The sequence below is a fragment of the Nocardioides aromaticivorans genome (genome assembly GCF_013408525.1).
GTDB classification, from domain to species: domain Bacteria; phylum Actinomycetota; class Actinomycetes; order Propionibacteriales; family Nocardioidaceae; genus Nocardioides; species Nocardioides aromaticivorans.
Genome location: NZ_JACBZM010000001.1, coordinates 2,417,701 through 2,432,513, shown reverse-complemented (window position 1 = coordinate 2,432,513; position 14,813 = coordinate 2,417,701). Strand labels below are relative to the sequence as shown.

The window sequence follows — 14,813 nt, the reverse complement described above, 5'->3', positions numbered from 1 at the left end:
CCGGCCGTCCCGACGACCGAAACGCATGACGCAACACAGGCGCCGAGGTCGCCCCACCGTCGACGTCATACGAACCGGCCGTCCCGACGACCGAAACGCATGACGCAACACAGGCGCCGAGGTCGCCCCGCCGTCGACGTCATACGAAACGGCCGTCCCGACGACCGAAACGCATGACGCAACGCGGGGGCGACGACTCCCACGGTCCGGCATGCTGGGCCCATGAGCGCAGCGACCAGCACCGCAGCCGTGCGACCCCTGACCGAGGCGGACCGAGGCGGGGCGGCTGCCGTCATCGCGGCGGCGTTCGGGGACGAGGGCAGCGCGATCGTCGACCTGTGGGCCGACGTCGTGGCGCGCGGGCTCGACCGGGCGCAGCTGGTCGCCGTCGACGGCGACGAGGTCGTGGGGCACGTCGGGCTCAGCCACGGCTGGCTCGACGCCCGCTCCGAGCTGCTCGACATCCTGGTGCTCAGTCCGCTCAGCGTCGCCCCGGACCGCCAGCGCACCGGCATCGGCGCGGCCCTGCTCGCGGCCGCGGTCGAGGAGGCCGCGCGGCTCGGCGCACCGGTCGTCGTCCTCGAGGGCGACCCCGGCTACTACGCCCGGCACGGGTGGCAGCCCGCGTCGTCGTACGGCATCGAGGCGCCCTCACCGCGGATCCCCCGCCCGGCCTTCCAGGTCGTCGCTCTGCCGGGGCACGAGCCGTGGATGACCGGGCGGGTGGTCTATCGCGACGTGTGGTGGGAGCACGACGCCACCGGCCTGCGCGACCCGCTGCTCGCGCAGGTGGAGTTCAACCTGCCGGACTGAGGCCGGCGCACGGACCGGGTGGTGTGGCGGGGTGATGGGCACAGCGGGTGCACCGGAGCTAGGCGTCTCGTGACAGTCGCTGCGCGACCTCCTCGACGACCGGGCAGTCGCTGCGCGACCTCCTCGACGACCGGGCAGTCGCTGCGCGACCTCCTCGACGACCGGGTCACACCGGGCGGAGGCCGGCGATCTTCCAGTCGTCCCCGGCCCGCTCCATGGTCACCTCGACCCGGCTGCCGGCGACGGTCTCGCCGTCGCCGCCGCTGGTCGTGGTCTGCGTCAGGAACAGGAGTACGACGACCCGGTCGGCGTCGCCGCGGACCACGCCGGCCGCGCTCACCCGCGCCACCGTGCTGATCCGGCGCGCCTTCGCCTGCGGCTTCACGACGTCGTCGAGGATCGCGCCGTAGTCGGAGGTGAACTTTCCCGTCGTCTGGGCGAGCGCGTCGGCGAGGTCCTCGTCGAGCGTGGCGCTGTCGTAGCCGAGCAGCTCGGGCACCCGCTCCCGGGCCGCGGCGAGGGCGTCCGTGCGGGCGTCCGCCTCGGCGGCGGCCCGGTGGGCCTGGACGCCCAGGAGGAGGGCCGCGGCCGCGGCGAGCAGGACGGCTCCCACGGCGACCAGGCGGGCCCCCCGACCCGCGCTGGTCGCCGTCCTCCCGGCCGGCCCTCCGTCCTGCACCGCGCCGTCCGCGGTGGTCCCGTCGCCCACGGCGCTCTCCTTCGTCACGTTCGTCGGGTTCGTCAGGTTCGTCAGGGTGGTCATGCCACGAACTCCAGTCCCGAGACGAGCCAGTCGCCGTCGCTCCTGACCAGGTCGATCTTCAGCCGGTAGTTGCGCGGCTCGGCGGCCTTGGTGCTCTTGTTCTGCACGGTGCCGGTGGCTGCGACGATCACGGTCGCCCTGTCGCCGTCCAGCTTCACGACGCCGGTGGAGACCGCCTCGCCGGTGGCCTTGACCTTGTTGGCGGCGAGCGCCTTCTGCAGGCGGTCCGCCTGGGCCTCGAGCTCGGAGCGGAAGTCGGCGGTGGCGCCGTCGAGCAGCTTCGCCATGTCGGCGTCGGAGGTGGCGCCGCTGATGTCGATCAGGCCCTCGACCTCGGCGCTGGCGGCCGCCGCCGCGGCGTTCTCGTCGGCGATCCGGTCGCGGGCGTCCTGCCAGGCCAGGCCACGCCAGCCGGCGAGGGCCAGCAGCGCCAGCACCAGGAGCGTCGTCGCCACCAGGCCGCGACTGATCGAGGGGAGCGCGATCCTGCGGCGCTCGCGGGTCAGGCTGGTCATGTCAGTTCGCCTCCAGGGGTGCGAGCACGAGGATCTTCCAGAGGTCGTCGGCCTTCGCCGACCTGCCTGTCGTCACGTCCTTGGCGGCGGTGTCGTCGCCGCGCCCGACCGCCAGGTCGTAGGCGACCGTGCCGCTGGAGGCGGGCCACACCCCGCCGCGGAAGGTCAGGCCGCAGGCCGCCGGGAGCGGTCCGCGCGCGCTGGACTGCGGGCAGGGCGCGTTCCGCGCGCCCCGGACGCCGACCGGGCTGTCCACCGGCGCCTCGCAGTGCGCGAGCCGGTCGACCTTGCGGGTGGTCGTGACCCGCGGGCTGCGTCGCTGCGTCGGCGCGAGATAGCCCGACTGGCACGACGGCGGGTTGTTGAGCGCCCCGCGCAGGTCGAGCTGTACGTCGCCCTGGCCGGCCCGCGGCTGCAGCACGGTGAGGGCACGGGCGACCTCGGAGGGGTAGACCACGAGGATCTGCCGGACGTGTGGCAGGTAGGTGTTGAGCACCTGCGCGTTGGTCGTCAGGTTGGCGAGCATCATCGGCAGCACCGGCTGCAGGTCGGTGACCGTCGCGGTCGCCGCGTCGAGCCCGCCGGGCGCCCGCTCCAGCAGGGCGCGCAGGTCGGCGCTGTCGCCCTTCGCCAGCGCGGCGGTGACCTTGTCGAGGGAGTCGGCGTAGCCCTGCGTCTCCGGCGCGAGGTCGGCCTGGGTGCCGAGGACCGGCTCCAGCGCGGAGATCAGGGACGTGGTCGCGTCGATCTCCGCCTGCGCCTCGGTCAGCAGCCTGCCGGAGGAGTCGACGAGCTCGCTGAGCTCGGGCCCGGACCCGCCCAGGCCCTCGTCGACCTGGTCCAGGACGGCCTTCGTCTCCTTCTTCGGCACCGACTCGAGGAGCCGGTTGAGGGAGTCGAGCACGGGCGTGATCTGGGGCATCCCGACCGCCCGCTCGCGCGGGATCGCGGCGCCGTCGGCGAGGAGCTCGCCACTGCTCGTGTCCTTGCCCGTGTCCTTGCCGGACGGGTCCACCAGGTCGACGTACTGCTCACCGATGGCGGACGTGCTGTGCAGCTCGGCGGAGACGCCGGCGGGGATGTCGGTGCCGTTGTCGATGCGCAGGGTCGCGACGGCCCCGCTGTCGGTGACGTCGAAGTCGGAGACCTGGCCGACGTTGACGCCCCGGTAGGTCACCGCGGCCTTCGGGTAGAGGCCGCTGGCGTCCTCGAAGTCGACCGTGACGTCGTACACGCCGACGCCGAGCATCGCGGGGACCCGGGCGTAGTGGATGAACGCGAGGCCGAGGGCGAGCGTCGCGAGGACCGCGAAGATGCGCAGCTGGCGCTTGATGAGGGGTGTGAGCAGCATCGGCGTTCCTAACAGAGGCCCAGGATCGAGAGCAGGCAGCCGTTCTTCGTCGGCTCGTCGGTCGGTGCCGGGGTCGCCGGCTCGTCGCTGTCGGACGGAGCCGCACCGTCGGAGCCGTGGTCCCCGTCGCTGCCCTCGGCGGCGGCACCGTCCGGCACTTCGGCGAGCGGGTTCTCGACCGGGTCGCCGGCCTGCAGGGCAGGTGCGACGCCGCCCAGCCAGGTGCCCGACAGCGCCGTCGTGGTGAGGTCGAGGGTGGCGAACAGGTTGGCGTAGTCGCCGCGGACGGCGTCCGAGGTCGTCATGGCGGGGAAGGGCATGGTGATGCCGATCTTCAGCGCGTCCGGCAGGGTCTCGCTGACCTCGCCGAGGTTCCTGAGGATCGGCCCGAGCGCGTCCAGGTTGGCGAGCAGCGCGCTCTCGCTGGCGTCGACGACACGGACCGCGCGGTCGCCCGCCCGGCCGGCATGGGTGAGCGCCTTGACCAGCCGCGCCCGCTCGGTCTCGAGCACCTCGAGCCCGGGCGTGATCCGGTCGATCGCCGTGGCGATCGTCGTCTCGTCCTTGCGGAGCCCCGCGGACAGGCTGTTGAGCGACTCCAGCGCCGACACGATCTCGCCCTTGTTGGCGTCGAGGACGGCCAGCAGCTCGTTGGCGTGACGGATCAGGCCGCGGGTGTCCGGGACCCTGTCACGCAGCGCGGTGGAGAGCTCGCCGGTGATCGTGCTGATCTGGGAGAGGCCGCCGTTGTTGAGCAGCAGCGCGACCGCGCCGAGGACCTGCTCGGTCGCCGGGTAGGTGCCGGTCTGCTCCACGCCGATCACGTCGCCCTCACCGAGCACCGGACCGGTCGCACCGGTGTCGGCGGCGGCGAGCGCGACCTCGTCGGCGCCGACGTCGGAGCGGCCGTCGCCCGAGCCGGGCACCGACACCTCGACGTACTGCGCGCCGAGGAGGGTCTTCTGTCCGATCGAGAAGATGGCGTCCCTCGGGAGCGGCACGTCCTCGAGCAGGTGCAGCTGGACGACCGCCTCCCAGCCCTCGACGTCGATCTCGCCGACCGTGCCGATCACGACGTTGTCCTTCTGGACCGTCGAGTTCGGCACCAGGTTCTCGATCTGGTCGAAGTGGACCGTGACGGTGTAGCCGTCGTCGCCGACGGCGACCTGGCCGGGCAGCGTGTTGTCGTTGGGCTGGATGTCGCAGCCCGAGCCGAGCAGTGCGGCGCCGACCAGCAGCGCCCCGACCGCCCCGCGGGTACGACGGCCCCGCATCCCCTTCGTGCTCACTGCGCGCTCCCCAGGTCGTCGAGTCCGAGCAGGCCGAGCAACGGCTGGAGGGCCTGCGTGCACTGCTCGCTGGTCCCACCCGCACCGAGGACCGCTCCGCAGAGGAGCTGAGCGGCGCTGTCCAGGCCACTGAGCGTCGCGCGTCCGGTGATGGCCTCGTGCTCGATCGTGTTGCTCAGGTCGACGATCGCGTGCGGTGCGAGGTGCAGGATGCCCGCCAGCTCGTTGGACCGGTCGGCCAGCGTGGCCGCGAGCGTGTTCAGGTCGGTGACCGACTCCCTGATCCGGCCACGGTGCTTCCTGAAGTACTTCTCCACGACGGGCAGGACCGCGGCCAGGTCGCGGATCGCGCCGCTCAGGTTGCTGCGGTTGGCCGCCAGCACGCCGCTCACGTCGTCGAGCTCGGTGGTGACGCCGCGCAGGGCGGCGTCGTTGAGGGCGAGGTTCTTCGTGAAGGTGTTGAGGTTGCGGATCGTGCTGAACAGGTCGGAGCGGCCGTCGGACAGCGCGGTCGCGGCGCCCTGCAGCTCGGTGATCGCCTGCCGCAGGTCGGTCGAGTTGCCGTCGCGCAGGCCCTTCTCGATCGCGGTGATGGCGTCGGCGAGGGGGCCGTTCCGCTTGCCCTTGTCGGGGCCGAGGGTGGTGGCGAGGTCGGTCAGCTGCTGCTTGACGTCGTCGAAGGTCACCGGCACGGCCGTCTTATCGAGCGCGATCGTGGCGCCGTCCTCCAGCTCGTCGCCGCCGGTGTAGACGGGCTCGAACTGCACGAAGCGCCCGCTGACCAGGCTCGGCGACACGATCGCGGCGTGCGCGTCGGCCGGGATCGGCTGGCCGGAGTCGACCGTCATGGTGACCAGCACGCCCTCGGGCTTGTTCTCGATGCCGGTGATCTCACCGACGCGGACGCCGAGCACCTTCACGTCGTCGCCCTTGTTGAGCCCCTCGGCGCTGGAGAACATCGCGTGCACCGTCGTACTGCTGGTGTCGCGGTTCCACGCGAGGAGGCCGAGCGCGACGGCCGCGACGACGAGGAGGGTCACGATGCGGCGGCCCGTGACGAGGGTGTTCATGGCATCACTCCGGAGATGATCGGGGCGAGGGTCGCGGGCGAGGTGAGGTTCTGGATGTAGGCGTCGAACCACGGCCCGGTGGAGACCGCCTCGCCGAACGCGGTCGCGTAGCCGCGCAGTCCGGTGATCGTCGCCTGCAGGTTCTTCCGGTTCCTGTTCAGCAGGCCCACCACGCCGTCCAGCTCGTCGAGCGCCGGGCCGAGGACGTCGTCGGTGTCCTTCAGCAGCGTCCGCAGCGCCGTCGACAGCTCACGGGCGCTGGACAGCAGGTTCGTGACGACCTTCTGCCGGGCGTCGAGCTCGGTGAGCAGCGAGCGGCCGGAGCCGAGCAGTGAGGCGATCTGCTCGTCGCGGCCGGCCAGCACCTCGGTGACCCCGTTGGCGTGGGCGAGCAGCGAGCGCAGCTCGTCGTCGTTGGAGGAGACCGCCCGGGACAGGGCGGTGATGCCCTCGAGCGCGGGACCGAGGTCGGGGCTGCTGGCGTTGAGCGTCCTCGACGCCTGGTCGAGCGCCGCGGCGAGCTGCGACTTGTCGATCTCGGCGGTGGTCTCGGTCAGCTCGTTGAGCGTCGCGGTCAGGTTGTACGGCGACGACGTCCGCTCGACCGGGATCGTGTCACCGGCCTGCAGGTCACCGCTGCCGCGCGGCTCGAGCTCGACCGCGGCCCGGCCGAGGAGGGTGATCGTGATGATCCGCGCCTCGGTGAGGTCGCCGAGCTTCACCGAGTCGTCGGTGAGCACGATCTCGGCGGTGACGTGGTCGCCGTCGATGCCGACCTCGCGGACCTTGCCGACCTGGGCGCCGGAGATCATCACGGCGTCGCCGCCCTTGAGGCCGCCGGCCTCGGCGAAGTCGACCTCGATGACGTCGTTGTTGCCGATCAGCGGCAGCTTGTTGATGTTCATCGCGGCCATCACGGCGAGCACCAGGACGAGGGTGCCGATGATGCCGCGGACCGCGAGGCGGTCGGGGGTGATGTCGCGGCTCATCGCTGGCACCTCGGGGCGTCGGAGTAGATCCAGGGGGTGAGGACCGGCTGGTCGGCCGACAGGCCGGTCTGGATGCGGACCCCGCAGAGGTAGAAGTTGAAGAAGTTGCCGTACGACGCGGTGTTCTGCAGCGTCTCGTAGTGGCTCGGGAGCTTCTTGACCAGCGCGTCGAGGGTGTCGCGGCGCTTGTTGAGCCCGCGGGCGGTGACCGCCAGGCCCTGGAGGTCCGAGCGGAGGTCGCCCCTCGCCCGGGCGACGAGCGTCGCCGTACGGTCGGCGAAGCCGCTGATCCGCGCCGCCGCGTCGAGCACCTGCGTGTCCTGCCTGTCGAGCCCGGTGAGCAGGGCGTCGAGGCGGTCGAGCAGCAGCCCGACGGTCGCCCTCCGGTCGTCGACCGTGCCGAGCACGCTGTTGAGGTTGCGGACCACCTGGCCGATCAGCTCCTCGCGGTTGCCGATGGTGGTCGTGAAGGACGCGACGCTGTCGACGAGCGTCGCCACCGAGGACTGCTGGCCCTGCAGCACCTGCACCAGCTGCCCGGACAGCTCGTTGACCTGGGTCGGGCTGAGCCCGGCGAACAGCGGCTTGAAGCCGTTGAGCAGGGTGTCGAGGTCGAGCGCGGAGGCGGTCTGGGCCGCGGGGAGCGTGCCGCCGACGGCGAGCGTCTCCCCCGAGTCCTCCTCGCCGCGGGTCAGCTGGATCACCCGGTCGCCGATCAGGTTGCGGTACTGGATCGTCGCGTGCGTCCCGGTCGTCAGCCGCTGTCCCTTGCGGACGTCGAAGGTGACCAGCACCGTGTTGTCGGGCTGGACGTCGATCTCGCGGACCTTCCCGACGTCGACGCCGGCGATCCGCACCTCGTCGCCGACCGCGAGGCCGGACACGTCGTTGAAGACGGCCTTGTAGTCCTCGCGGTCGCCGGGCCGGACCTCGCCGGTGACGGCGGCGACCCACAGGGTGAACGCGGCCGCCATCGCGAGGAAGGCGCTGAACTTGATCAGGTCGTTGCGCTCGCGGCGCTTCTCCGGGCTGATCCGGTCTGCACGGCTCATCGGAGCTGCGTCCCTCCCTTGATCAGGCCGAGCAGGGTGTCGAGGACTGCCTGGTCGGGCGTGGGCTGCGGGCCGACGTACGGGTTGGCGCCGGTGCGGAAGCGCGGCGGCTGCTGGGCCGCCTCCTTCGCGCTGATGACCGGCAGCCCGTAGCAGGCGGGGCCGCGGTCGTCGCCGACGAGCGGCAGGTTCTCCTGGTAGGTGTACGGGTCCCGACCGGGCACGATCCGCGTGATCGTGGTGATGCCGTGGTGCGTACCACCCACGGCCGCCTCCGCCAGCTCGTTGGTCCGGGCCAGGCCGAGCACGAGGCACGGCAGCTCGGGCGAGTACCGATCGAGCACCTCGGTCACCGGGCCCAGCAGCTCGAGCGTCGTGACGAGTCCCTGCTGCGAGCTGCGGAGCAGCGAGTCCGCCTCGTCGCTGAAGCCCGTGAGGCTGCGCTCGAGCGCCCGCAGCGACGCCTGCTGGCGCACCAGCGTCTGCGAGACGGTGCCCGCCTGGCTGAGCGCCGCGACGAGGTCGGGCCGCGCGACGTCGTACACGTCGGCGACGTCGTCGGCAACCCGCAGGTCGGCGCTGAGCGTGCGCAGGGACGGGTTGAAGGAGACGAGATAGGCGTCGGTCTGCGAGATCAGGTCGCCGATCAGCCGGCCGCGCTGGTCGAGGGCACCGGCCACCGCCGTGAGCGCCGAGTTGACCTCGGCGGGCCGCGCGACGTCGAGGACCTTGGTGAGGTTCTCGAACGCCTCGTCGACCTCGACGGTCACCTTGTCGGCGGGGATGACCGCGCCGGCCTCGATCGTGGGGCCGCCCTCCTTCGCCGGCGTGAGCTGGACGTACTTCGCGCCGAAGGCGGTCGGCGGCACGATCTGCGCCGTGACGTCGGCCGGCACCCGGTCGACCTTGTCCTTGTCGATCTCGAGGGTGATCGTGACCTGCCTGCCGTCGGTCTCGATGTCGCTGACGGTGCCGATCTCGACGCCGCGCAGCTTGATCGGCGCCCCGGACGCGAGGGTCAGCCCGGCGCGGTCGGCCTGGACGGTGACCTCGACGGTGTCCGCGAAGGCGCCGCGGTACTTCGCGATCGTGCCGGCGATGAGCGCGACGATGAGGGCGAGGAAGACGAAGCCGTAGACGACCTGACGGTCGATCCTGTGCGCGTGGCCCGCGGAGGAGGTGCTCATCGGCCGCTCACCCCGCGATGTGGACCGACGGCCCACCCCAGATCGCGATCGCGAAGATCAGGTCGATGAACATCGTGCAGATCAGCGCGGAGCGGACCGCCTTGCCGACCGCCTTGCCCACGCCGGCCGGACCGCCGGACGCGCGGAAGCCGTGGTAGCAGCAGATCGACACGATCACGAGCGCCATCAACGCGACCTTGATGATCGCGAGGAAGAGGTCGCTCGGGATGAGGAAGGTGTCGAAGTAGTGCAGGTACGTGCCCGGCGCCTGGTCGTAGCCGACCGTCACGACGAGGTACGTCGCCAGCCAGCACATCATCAGCGCGATGGCGAACAGCGGGACGACCGCGATGATCCCGGCGATGATCCGCGTGGTGACCAGGAAGGGCACCGGGTGCACCGCCATCACCTCGAGCGCGTCGATCTCCTCGCTCACCCGCATGGCGCCGATCTGCGCGGTGAAGCCCGCGCCGACGGTCGCGGTGAGTGCGATGCCGGCGATGATCGGCGCGACCTCGCGGGTGTTGAAGTACGCCGAGAAGAAGCCCGAGAGCGTCGAGACGCCGATGTTGTCGAAGGACGTGTAGGCCTGCAGGCCGACCTCGATCCCGGAGGCGGCGGTGAGGAAGCCGATCACCAGCACCGTGCCGCCGATGAGCGCGAGCGCACCGGTGCCGAGGGAGACCTCGGCCAGCAGCCGCACGACCTCCTTCGGGTAGTGCCTCATGACCCGCGGCATGTGCGAGTAGGCGTCACCGTGGAAGCTCAGCTGGTCACCCAGGTTGCGCAGGGCCGTGGTCGGCCTGGCGAGCTGCTTGATGGGCACGACTACCTCACGCTCCCAGCTTGATCTGGAGGAACAGGGCGCTGATCACGCTGTTGGCGGCGAAGAGCAGCATGAACGCGAAGACGACGGTCTGGTTGACGGCCTCGCCCACGCCCTTCGGGCCGCCCTTGGCGTTGAGCCCGAGATAGCAGGCCGTCAGGCCGGCCAGCAGGCCGAAGATCGCGGCTTTCGCCTCGGAGGCGAGGAAGTCGGGGAGGCCGACGAGCAGGGTCAGGTCCGACAGGTAGAGCCCTGGTGTGGCCCCTTGCAGCACGACCGAGAAGAAGTAGCCGCCGACGAGCCCGACCACGGTCACCATGCCGTTGAGCGCCACGCCGACGAGGGTCGACGCCACGATCCGCGGTACGACGAGGCGCTCGATCGGGTCGATCCCGAGGGTCACCATCGCGTCGATCTCCTCGCGGATCTTGCGGGAGCCGAGGTCCGCGCAGATGGCGGTCGCCCCGGCACCGGCGACGACGAGCACCGACACGATGGGCCCGATCTCGCGGACGACCGCGACCGCCGCACCCGCGCCGGCGAGGTCGACCGCACCGATCTGGATGAGCAGCTGGTTGACCTGGAAGATGATCACGACGCAGAACGGGATCGAGACCAGCAGCGCCGGGCCGAAGGACACCGTGGTCACGAACCAGGCCTGCGAGATGAACTCCGCGAACCGGAAGCGCGTCGTGAACATAGTCCGGAAGACCTTGCCGACGAAGGTGTAGAAGTCGCCGAAGGTCGACAGCGCCTTGAACGGCAGCGTGCCGCGCAGCGCGTCGTCGGCCATCTTCCGCGAGCCCGGGGACATGCCGGCCGGGCCGGCGCCCTTCGGTTCGACGGGACGCTCGGGAGCGAGGGTCATGCGGTGGCCTCCGTTGCTTGCTTCGTGGCCGGGCTCGGGACGACGTACAGCGGGAGGCGCAGCGCCGCGGGCGCGGTCGGCGGGACGGCCGGGCGCACGGGCGCCACCGGCGAGAGCCGCTGGTAGGCGGCGCCGGGCGCCGGACGCTGGTCCGGCTCGCCCTTGTTGGGCCACAGCGACATGGCCCGCTCGGCCTGCGCCGTGATCGTCAGGCTCGGGTTGACGCCTAGGTTGGCCGAGATCGCGGCGCCGTCGACGACGTGGAGCCCGGGGTGGCCGTGGACCCGGTGGTAGGGGTCGATCACGCCGGTCCCGGCGCTCTCCCCGATCGCGCAGCCGCCGAGGAAGTGCGCCGTCATGGGGATGTTGAAGATCTCGCCGACCGTGGAGTACGAGCCGCCGTCGATCCGCTCGCTGATCTTGCGGACCACCTCGTTGCCTGCCGGGATCCAGGTCGGGTTCGGCTCGCCGTGGCCCTGCTCCGACGTCAGCCGCGCCCGCTTGCCGGCGCGGCCGCGCTTGGGCCGGACGGTGATCGAGTTGTCGCTGGTCTGCATGACCAGCGCGATGATCGTGCGCTCCGGCCAGCTGCCGAGGCCGCCCAGGCAGGACAGCAGAAGGAGCGGGTGGCGCAGCGCCTGCCCGATCCAGCGCAGCCACCGCGGGGTGCGGCCGCCGCCGTCGGTCATGACCGTGAGCAGCATGCCCATCAGGCCCGAGCCCTTGCCGTAGCGGACCGGCTCCACGTGGGTCACCGGGTCGGGGTGGATCGACGAGGTGATCGCGACACCGTGGTGGAAGTCGTAGGAGCCCTTGTTGCGCATCTTCGTGCTCGACGCGCACAGCGCCTCGGAGTTGGTGCGGGTGAGGAACCCGAGCCGGTCCGAGAGCCCGGGCAGGTCGCCCGAGCGGCGCATGCCGTGCAGCAGCTCCTGGGTGCCCCAGGTGCCGGCGGCCAGGACGACCTGGCCGGCGCTGAGGACCTGCTTGCGGCGGGCCGAGCGGCCCGAGCGGTGGGTCGTGACGTCGTACCCACCGTCGGGGCGGGGCGTGATCGCGTCGACCGTGGTCCGCTCGACCACCTCCGCACCGGCCTTCTCGGCGAGGTGGAGGTAGTTCTTGAGCAGCGTGTTCTTCGCGTTGTGGCGACAGCCCGTCATGCACTCGCCGCACTCGATGCAGCCGCGCCGCTCGGGGCCGGCTCCGCCGAAATAGGGGTCCGGGACGGCGGCGCCGGGCTGCTTCTCGCCGCCGGCGCCGAAGCACACGCCGATCGGGGTGGGGCGGTAGGTGTGGCCGACGCCCATCTCGTCGGCCACCTCCTTCATGATCTCGTCGGAGGCGGTGACGGTGGGGTTCTGGACGACGCCGAGCATCCGCTTCGCCTGGTCGTAGTACGGCGCCAGCTCGGCCTTCCAGTCCGTGATGTGCCGCCACTGGGGGTCGTTGTAGAACGCGTCGGACGCCGGCTCGTAGAGGGTGTTCGCGTAGACGAGCGACCCGCCGCCGACGCCCGCGCCGGCGAGCACGACGACGTCGCGCAGCAGCCGGATCCGCTGGATGCCGAAGCAGCCCAGGCGCGGCGCGTAGAGGAACCTCCGCACGTCCCAGGAGGTCTTGGCGAACTCCTCGTCCGCGAACCGGCGGCCGGCCTCCAGGACGCCGACCCGGTAGCCCTTCTCGGTGAGCCGGAGGGCGGTCACCGAGCCGCCGAAGCCCGATCCGACGACGAGGACGTCGTAGTCGTGGTCGGCACGCGTCTGGGCCACGGCGGCACATCCTTCGGAGCTGGCCGGGCGACGTCCCCCTGCTCGGACGCCATCTCCGGTGGAGGTCCATGAGACCGGGAGACGACCGTCACAGGCTCGTGGCGAAGGTCCAACGCTCGCCGGACGGATTGTCCGGCTGCACAACGGGCTCGACAGGCGCGGCCCGCGGGGGATCAGCCGCGAGCGACCCGGGCGAGCACCATCTGCTCGTAGCTGTCGAAGACGAGGTCGAAGTCGGCCGGGGTGACCGGCGAGCGCCACTGCTGCAGGCCGACGAGCAGCGTGATGCCCATGACGGCGAGCCGGTGCGCCTCCGCGGCGTCCGGGATGACGGAGGCGAGCACGTCCTGCAGCGCCCGGACCCGGTGCTCGTCGACCCGCTTCTGCACGACGTCGACCGCGGCGTTCGTGTGCGCCCACCCGCGGATCGCCGCCTCGGCCGCGTGCGGGACCGTGGCCACGAGCCTCTTCATCACCAGCACCCGCTCGAGCGGGTCCTCGGAGGCCGCCACCAGCCGCTCGATGCGGTTGGTCTGCTCCTCCTCCCAGTACTCGAGGAACTGCTCGACGAAGCCGTCCAAGCTGCCGAAGTAGCCGTAGAAGGAGCCCGTGGTGACCTTCAGCCGCTTGCAGAGCACGGCGATCTTCAGCCGGCCCGCGCCCTCGGTCGCGAGCAGGTCCATCGCCGAGGCGAAGTAGTCGTCGCGGGTCACCAGCAGTCGCACGGCGCAACGCTATCCCGACCTCGACCTAGGCGCCCGCGCCGGCGAGCGCGCGGTAGTGCTCGACCAGGGTCCGCTTCACCAGCTTGCCCGTCGGCGTGCGCGGCAGGTCGTCGACGAAGTCCACGCTCCGCGGCGCCTTGTACGACGCCAGCCGCTCCCTGACGTGACCGACCAGCTCGGCGGCCAGCTCGTCGGTGCCGGTGACGCCCGCGCGGAGCTGGACGACGGCCTTCACCTGCTCGCCCATCTCCGGGTCCGGCACACCGATCACCGCGACGTCGTACACGGCGGGGTGGAGGGTGAGCGCGTCCTCGACCTCCTGCGGGTAGATGTTCACGCCGCCGGAGATGATCATGAAGGACTTGCGGTCGGTCAGGTAGAGGTAGCCGTCCTCGTCGACCCGGCCGAGGTCGCCGACCGTGGTCCAGGTCGGGTGCTCGGGGTGCTCGGCGGCGCGGGTCTTGTCGGGGTCCTTGTGGTACTCGAAGGGCCGCACCTCGCGCTCGAAGTACACCGCGCCCACCTCGCCCGCCGGGACCTCGGCGCCCGACTCGTCGCAGATGTGCACCGGGCCGAACATGCTGCGGCCCACGGAGCCCCGGCGCTCGAGCCACTCGGGCGTGGTGATCAGGGTCAGTCCGGCGCTCTCGGTCGAGGAGTAGTACTCGACCAGGATCGGCCCCCACCACTCGACCATCGCCTGCTTCACGTCGACCGGGCAGGGCGCGGCCGCGTGGATCGCGAGCCGCAGGCTCCCGACGTCGTACGCCGCCCGGTCGGCCTCGTCGAGCTGGAGCAGCCGCACGAACATCGTCGGCACCATCTGCGTGATCGTGACCCGGTGCCACTCGATCGCGGCCAGTGCCTCGACGGCGTCGAAGCGCTCCATCACCACGACCGTCCCGCCGTGGGCGTGCACGACGCCGCACCAGCGCAGCGGCGCCGCGTGGTAGATCGGCGCGGGCGAGAGGTAGACGTCGTCGGGGCCGAAGCCGAAGGCGGCGCCGGCGAGGCCGGTCAGCGGGTCGCCGGGCTCGTCGACGGCGATCGGCAGCAGCGGCGGCTTGACCCCCTTGGGCCGGCCGGTCGTGCCCGAGGAGTAGAGCATGTCGCTGCCGCGCGGCTGCTCGTCGAGCTGCCGTTCGCCGGCGGAGGCGAGCAGGTCGTCGTACGAGCCGAAGCCGTCGACGGCGCCGCCGAAGGCGACGGCGTGCTCGACTCGTGGCGCCTGCGCCCGCACTTCGGCCGCCAGGCCGGCCAGCCGGCCGGACGCAATGAGGACCCGGGCGTCGCAGTCGTCGACGATGTACGCCGCCTCGCCCGCGGTCAGGTGGTGGTTGATCGCCGTCAGGTAGAGGCCCGAGCGCAGCGCCGCCCAGTAGAGGGTGAAGCACTCGGCGGCGTTGTCGCTGAGCATCGCGACGACGTCGCCGCGGCGCAGCCCGAGGTCGTGCAGCGCGACGGCCAGCCGTCGCGAGCCGTCGTCGAGCTCGGCGTACGTGACGACCCGGCCGCTGCCGGCCATCACGACGGCCGGCTTGTCCGGGGTGGTCCGGGCGTGGGTGCCGGGATACATCGGTGTGGACTCCTCAGGGG

At 71.7% G+C, this 14,813-nt stretch carries 14 protein-coding genes; 1 reads left to right on the top strand and 13 read right to left on the bottom strand.

Annotation, left to right across the window (positions count from 1 at the left end):
- The first annotated feature begins 222 nt into the window (after positions 1-222).
- A complete protein-coding gene (locus BJ993_RS11435; protein WP_179648897.1) occupies positions 223-813 on the top strand; it encodes a GNAT family N-acetyltransferase in 591 nt (196 codons plus the stop codon).
- A 166-nt stretch (positions 814-979) separates the two neighbouring features.
- Here the strand turns inward: BJ993_RS11435 and BJ993_RS11430 are convergent, their stop codons facing one another.
- From BJ993_RS11430 to BJ993_RS11370, 13 genes are all read right to left on the bottom strand, one after another.
- Entirely contained in the window at positions 980-1,576 is a 597-nt protein-coding gene (locus tag BJ993_RS11430) for an Rv1363c family protein (RefSeq protein ID WP_179648896.1), read from the bottom strand.
- Entirely contained in the window at positions 1,573-2,091 is a 519-nt protein-coding gene (locus tag BJ993_RS11425; protein WP_179648895.1) for an Rv1363c family protein, read from the bottom strand. Before BJ993_RS11425 ends, BJ993_RS11430 begins: the two co-directional genes overlap by 4 nt.
- Before the next feature lies 1 nt (position 2,092).
- Positions 2,093-3,442 (bottom strand): MCE family protein, encoded by a 1,350-nt coding sequence (locus BJ993_RS11420; protein ID WP_179648894.1) that lies wholly within the window; start codon positions 3,440-3,442, stop codon positions 2,093-2,095.
- 8 nt (positions 3,443-3,450) lie between these two features.
- Entirely contained in the window at positions 3,451-4,731 is a 1,281-nt protein-coding gene (locus tag BJ993_RS11415) for an MlaD family protein (RefSeq protein ID WP_179648893.1), read from the bottom strand.
- Positions 4,728-5,801, bottom strand: a complete 1,074-nt coding sequence (locus BJ993_RS11410; RefSeq protein WP_179648892.1) for an MCE family protein — start codon at positions 5,799-5,801, stop codon at positions 4,728-4,730. Before BJ993_RS11410 ends, BJ993_RS11415 begins: the two co-directional genes overlap by 4 nt.
- Entirely contained in the window at positions 5,798-6,790 is a 993-nt protein-coding gene (locus BJ993_RS11405; protein ID WP_179648891.1) for an MCE family protein, read from the bottom strand. The genes BJ993_RS11410 and BJ993_RS11405 overlap by 4 nt, the downstream gene beginning before the upstream one ends.
- Positions 6,787-7,842 (bottom strand): MCE family protein, encoded by a 1,056-nt coding sequence (locus BJ993_RS11400; RefSeq protein ID WP_179648890.1) that lies wholly within the window; start codon positions 7,840-7,842, stop codon positions 6,787-6,789. The genes BJ993_RS11405 and BJ993_RS11400 overlap by 4 nt, the downstream gene beginning before the upstream one ends.
- Positions 7,839-9,029: an MCE family protein gene (locus tag BJ993_RS11395; protein WP_179648889.1), complete on the bottom strand. Its 1,191-nt coding sequence runs from the start codon at positions 9,027-9,029 to the stop codon at positions 7,839-7,841. The genes BJ993_RS11400 and BJ993_RS11395 overlap by 4 nt, the downstream gene beginning before the upstream one ends.
- A 7-nt stretch (positions 9,030-9,036) precedes the next feature.
- The gene (locus tag BJ993_RS11390) at positions 9,037-9,855 is read right to left on the bottom strand and encodes an MlaE family ABC transporter permease (protein ID WP_242530442.1); all 819 of its coding nucleotides are present in this window, start codon (positions 9,853-9,855) and stop codon (positions 9,037-9,039) included.
- A 7-nt stretch (positions 9,856-9,862) separates the two neighbouring features.
- Complete coding sequence (locus BJ993_RS11385; protein ID WP_257026863.1) at positions 9,863-10,723, bottom strand: MlaE family ABC transporter permease; 861 nt, start codon at positions 10,721-10,723, stop codon at positions 9,863-9,865.
- A complete protein-coding gene (locus BJ993_RS11380; RefSeq protein ID WP_179648888.1) occupies positions 10,720-12,492 on the bottom strand; it encodes a GMC oxidoreductase in 1,773 nt (590 codons plus the stop codon). The genes BJ993_RS11385 and BJ993_RS11380 overlap by 4 nt, the downstream gene beginning before the upstream one ends.
- A gap of 173 nt (positions 12,493-12,665) precedes the next feature.
- Positions 12,666-13,217 (bottom strand): TetR/AcrR family transcriptional regulator, encoded by a 552-nt coding sequence (locus BJ993_RS11375; protein WP_036543595.1) that lies wholly within the window; start codon positions 13,215-13,217, stop codon positions 12,666-12,668.
- A gap of 25 nt (positions 13,218-13,242) precedes the next feature.
- Positions 13,243-14,793: an acyl-CoA synthetase gene (locus BJ993_RS11370; RefSeq protein ID WP_179648887.1), complete on the bottom strand. Its 1,551-nt coding sequence runs from the start codon at positions 14,791-14,793 to the stop codon at positions 13,243-13,245.
- Between the last annotated feature and the right edge of the window lie 20 nt (positions 14,794-14,813).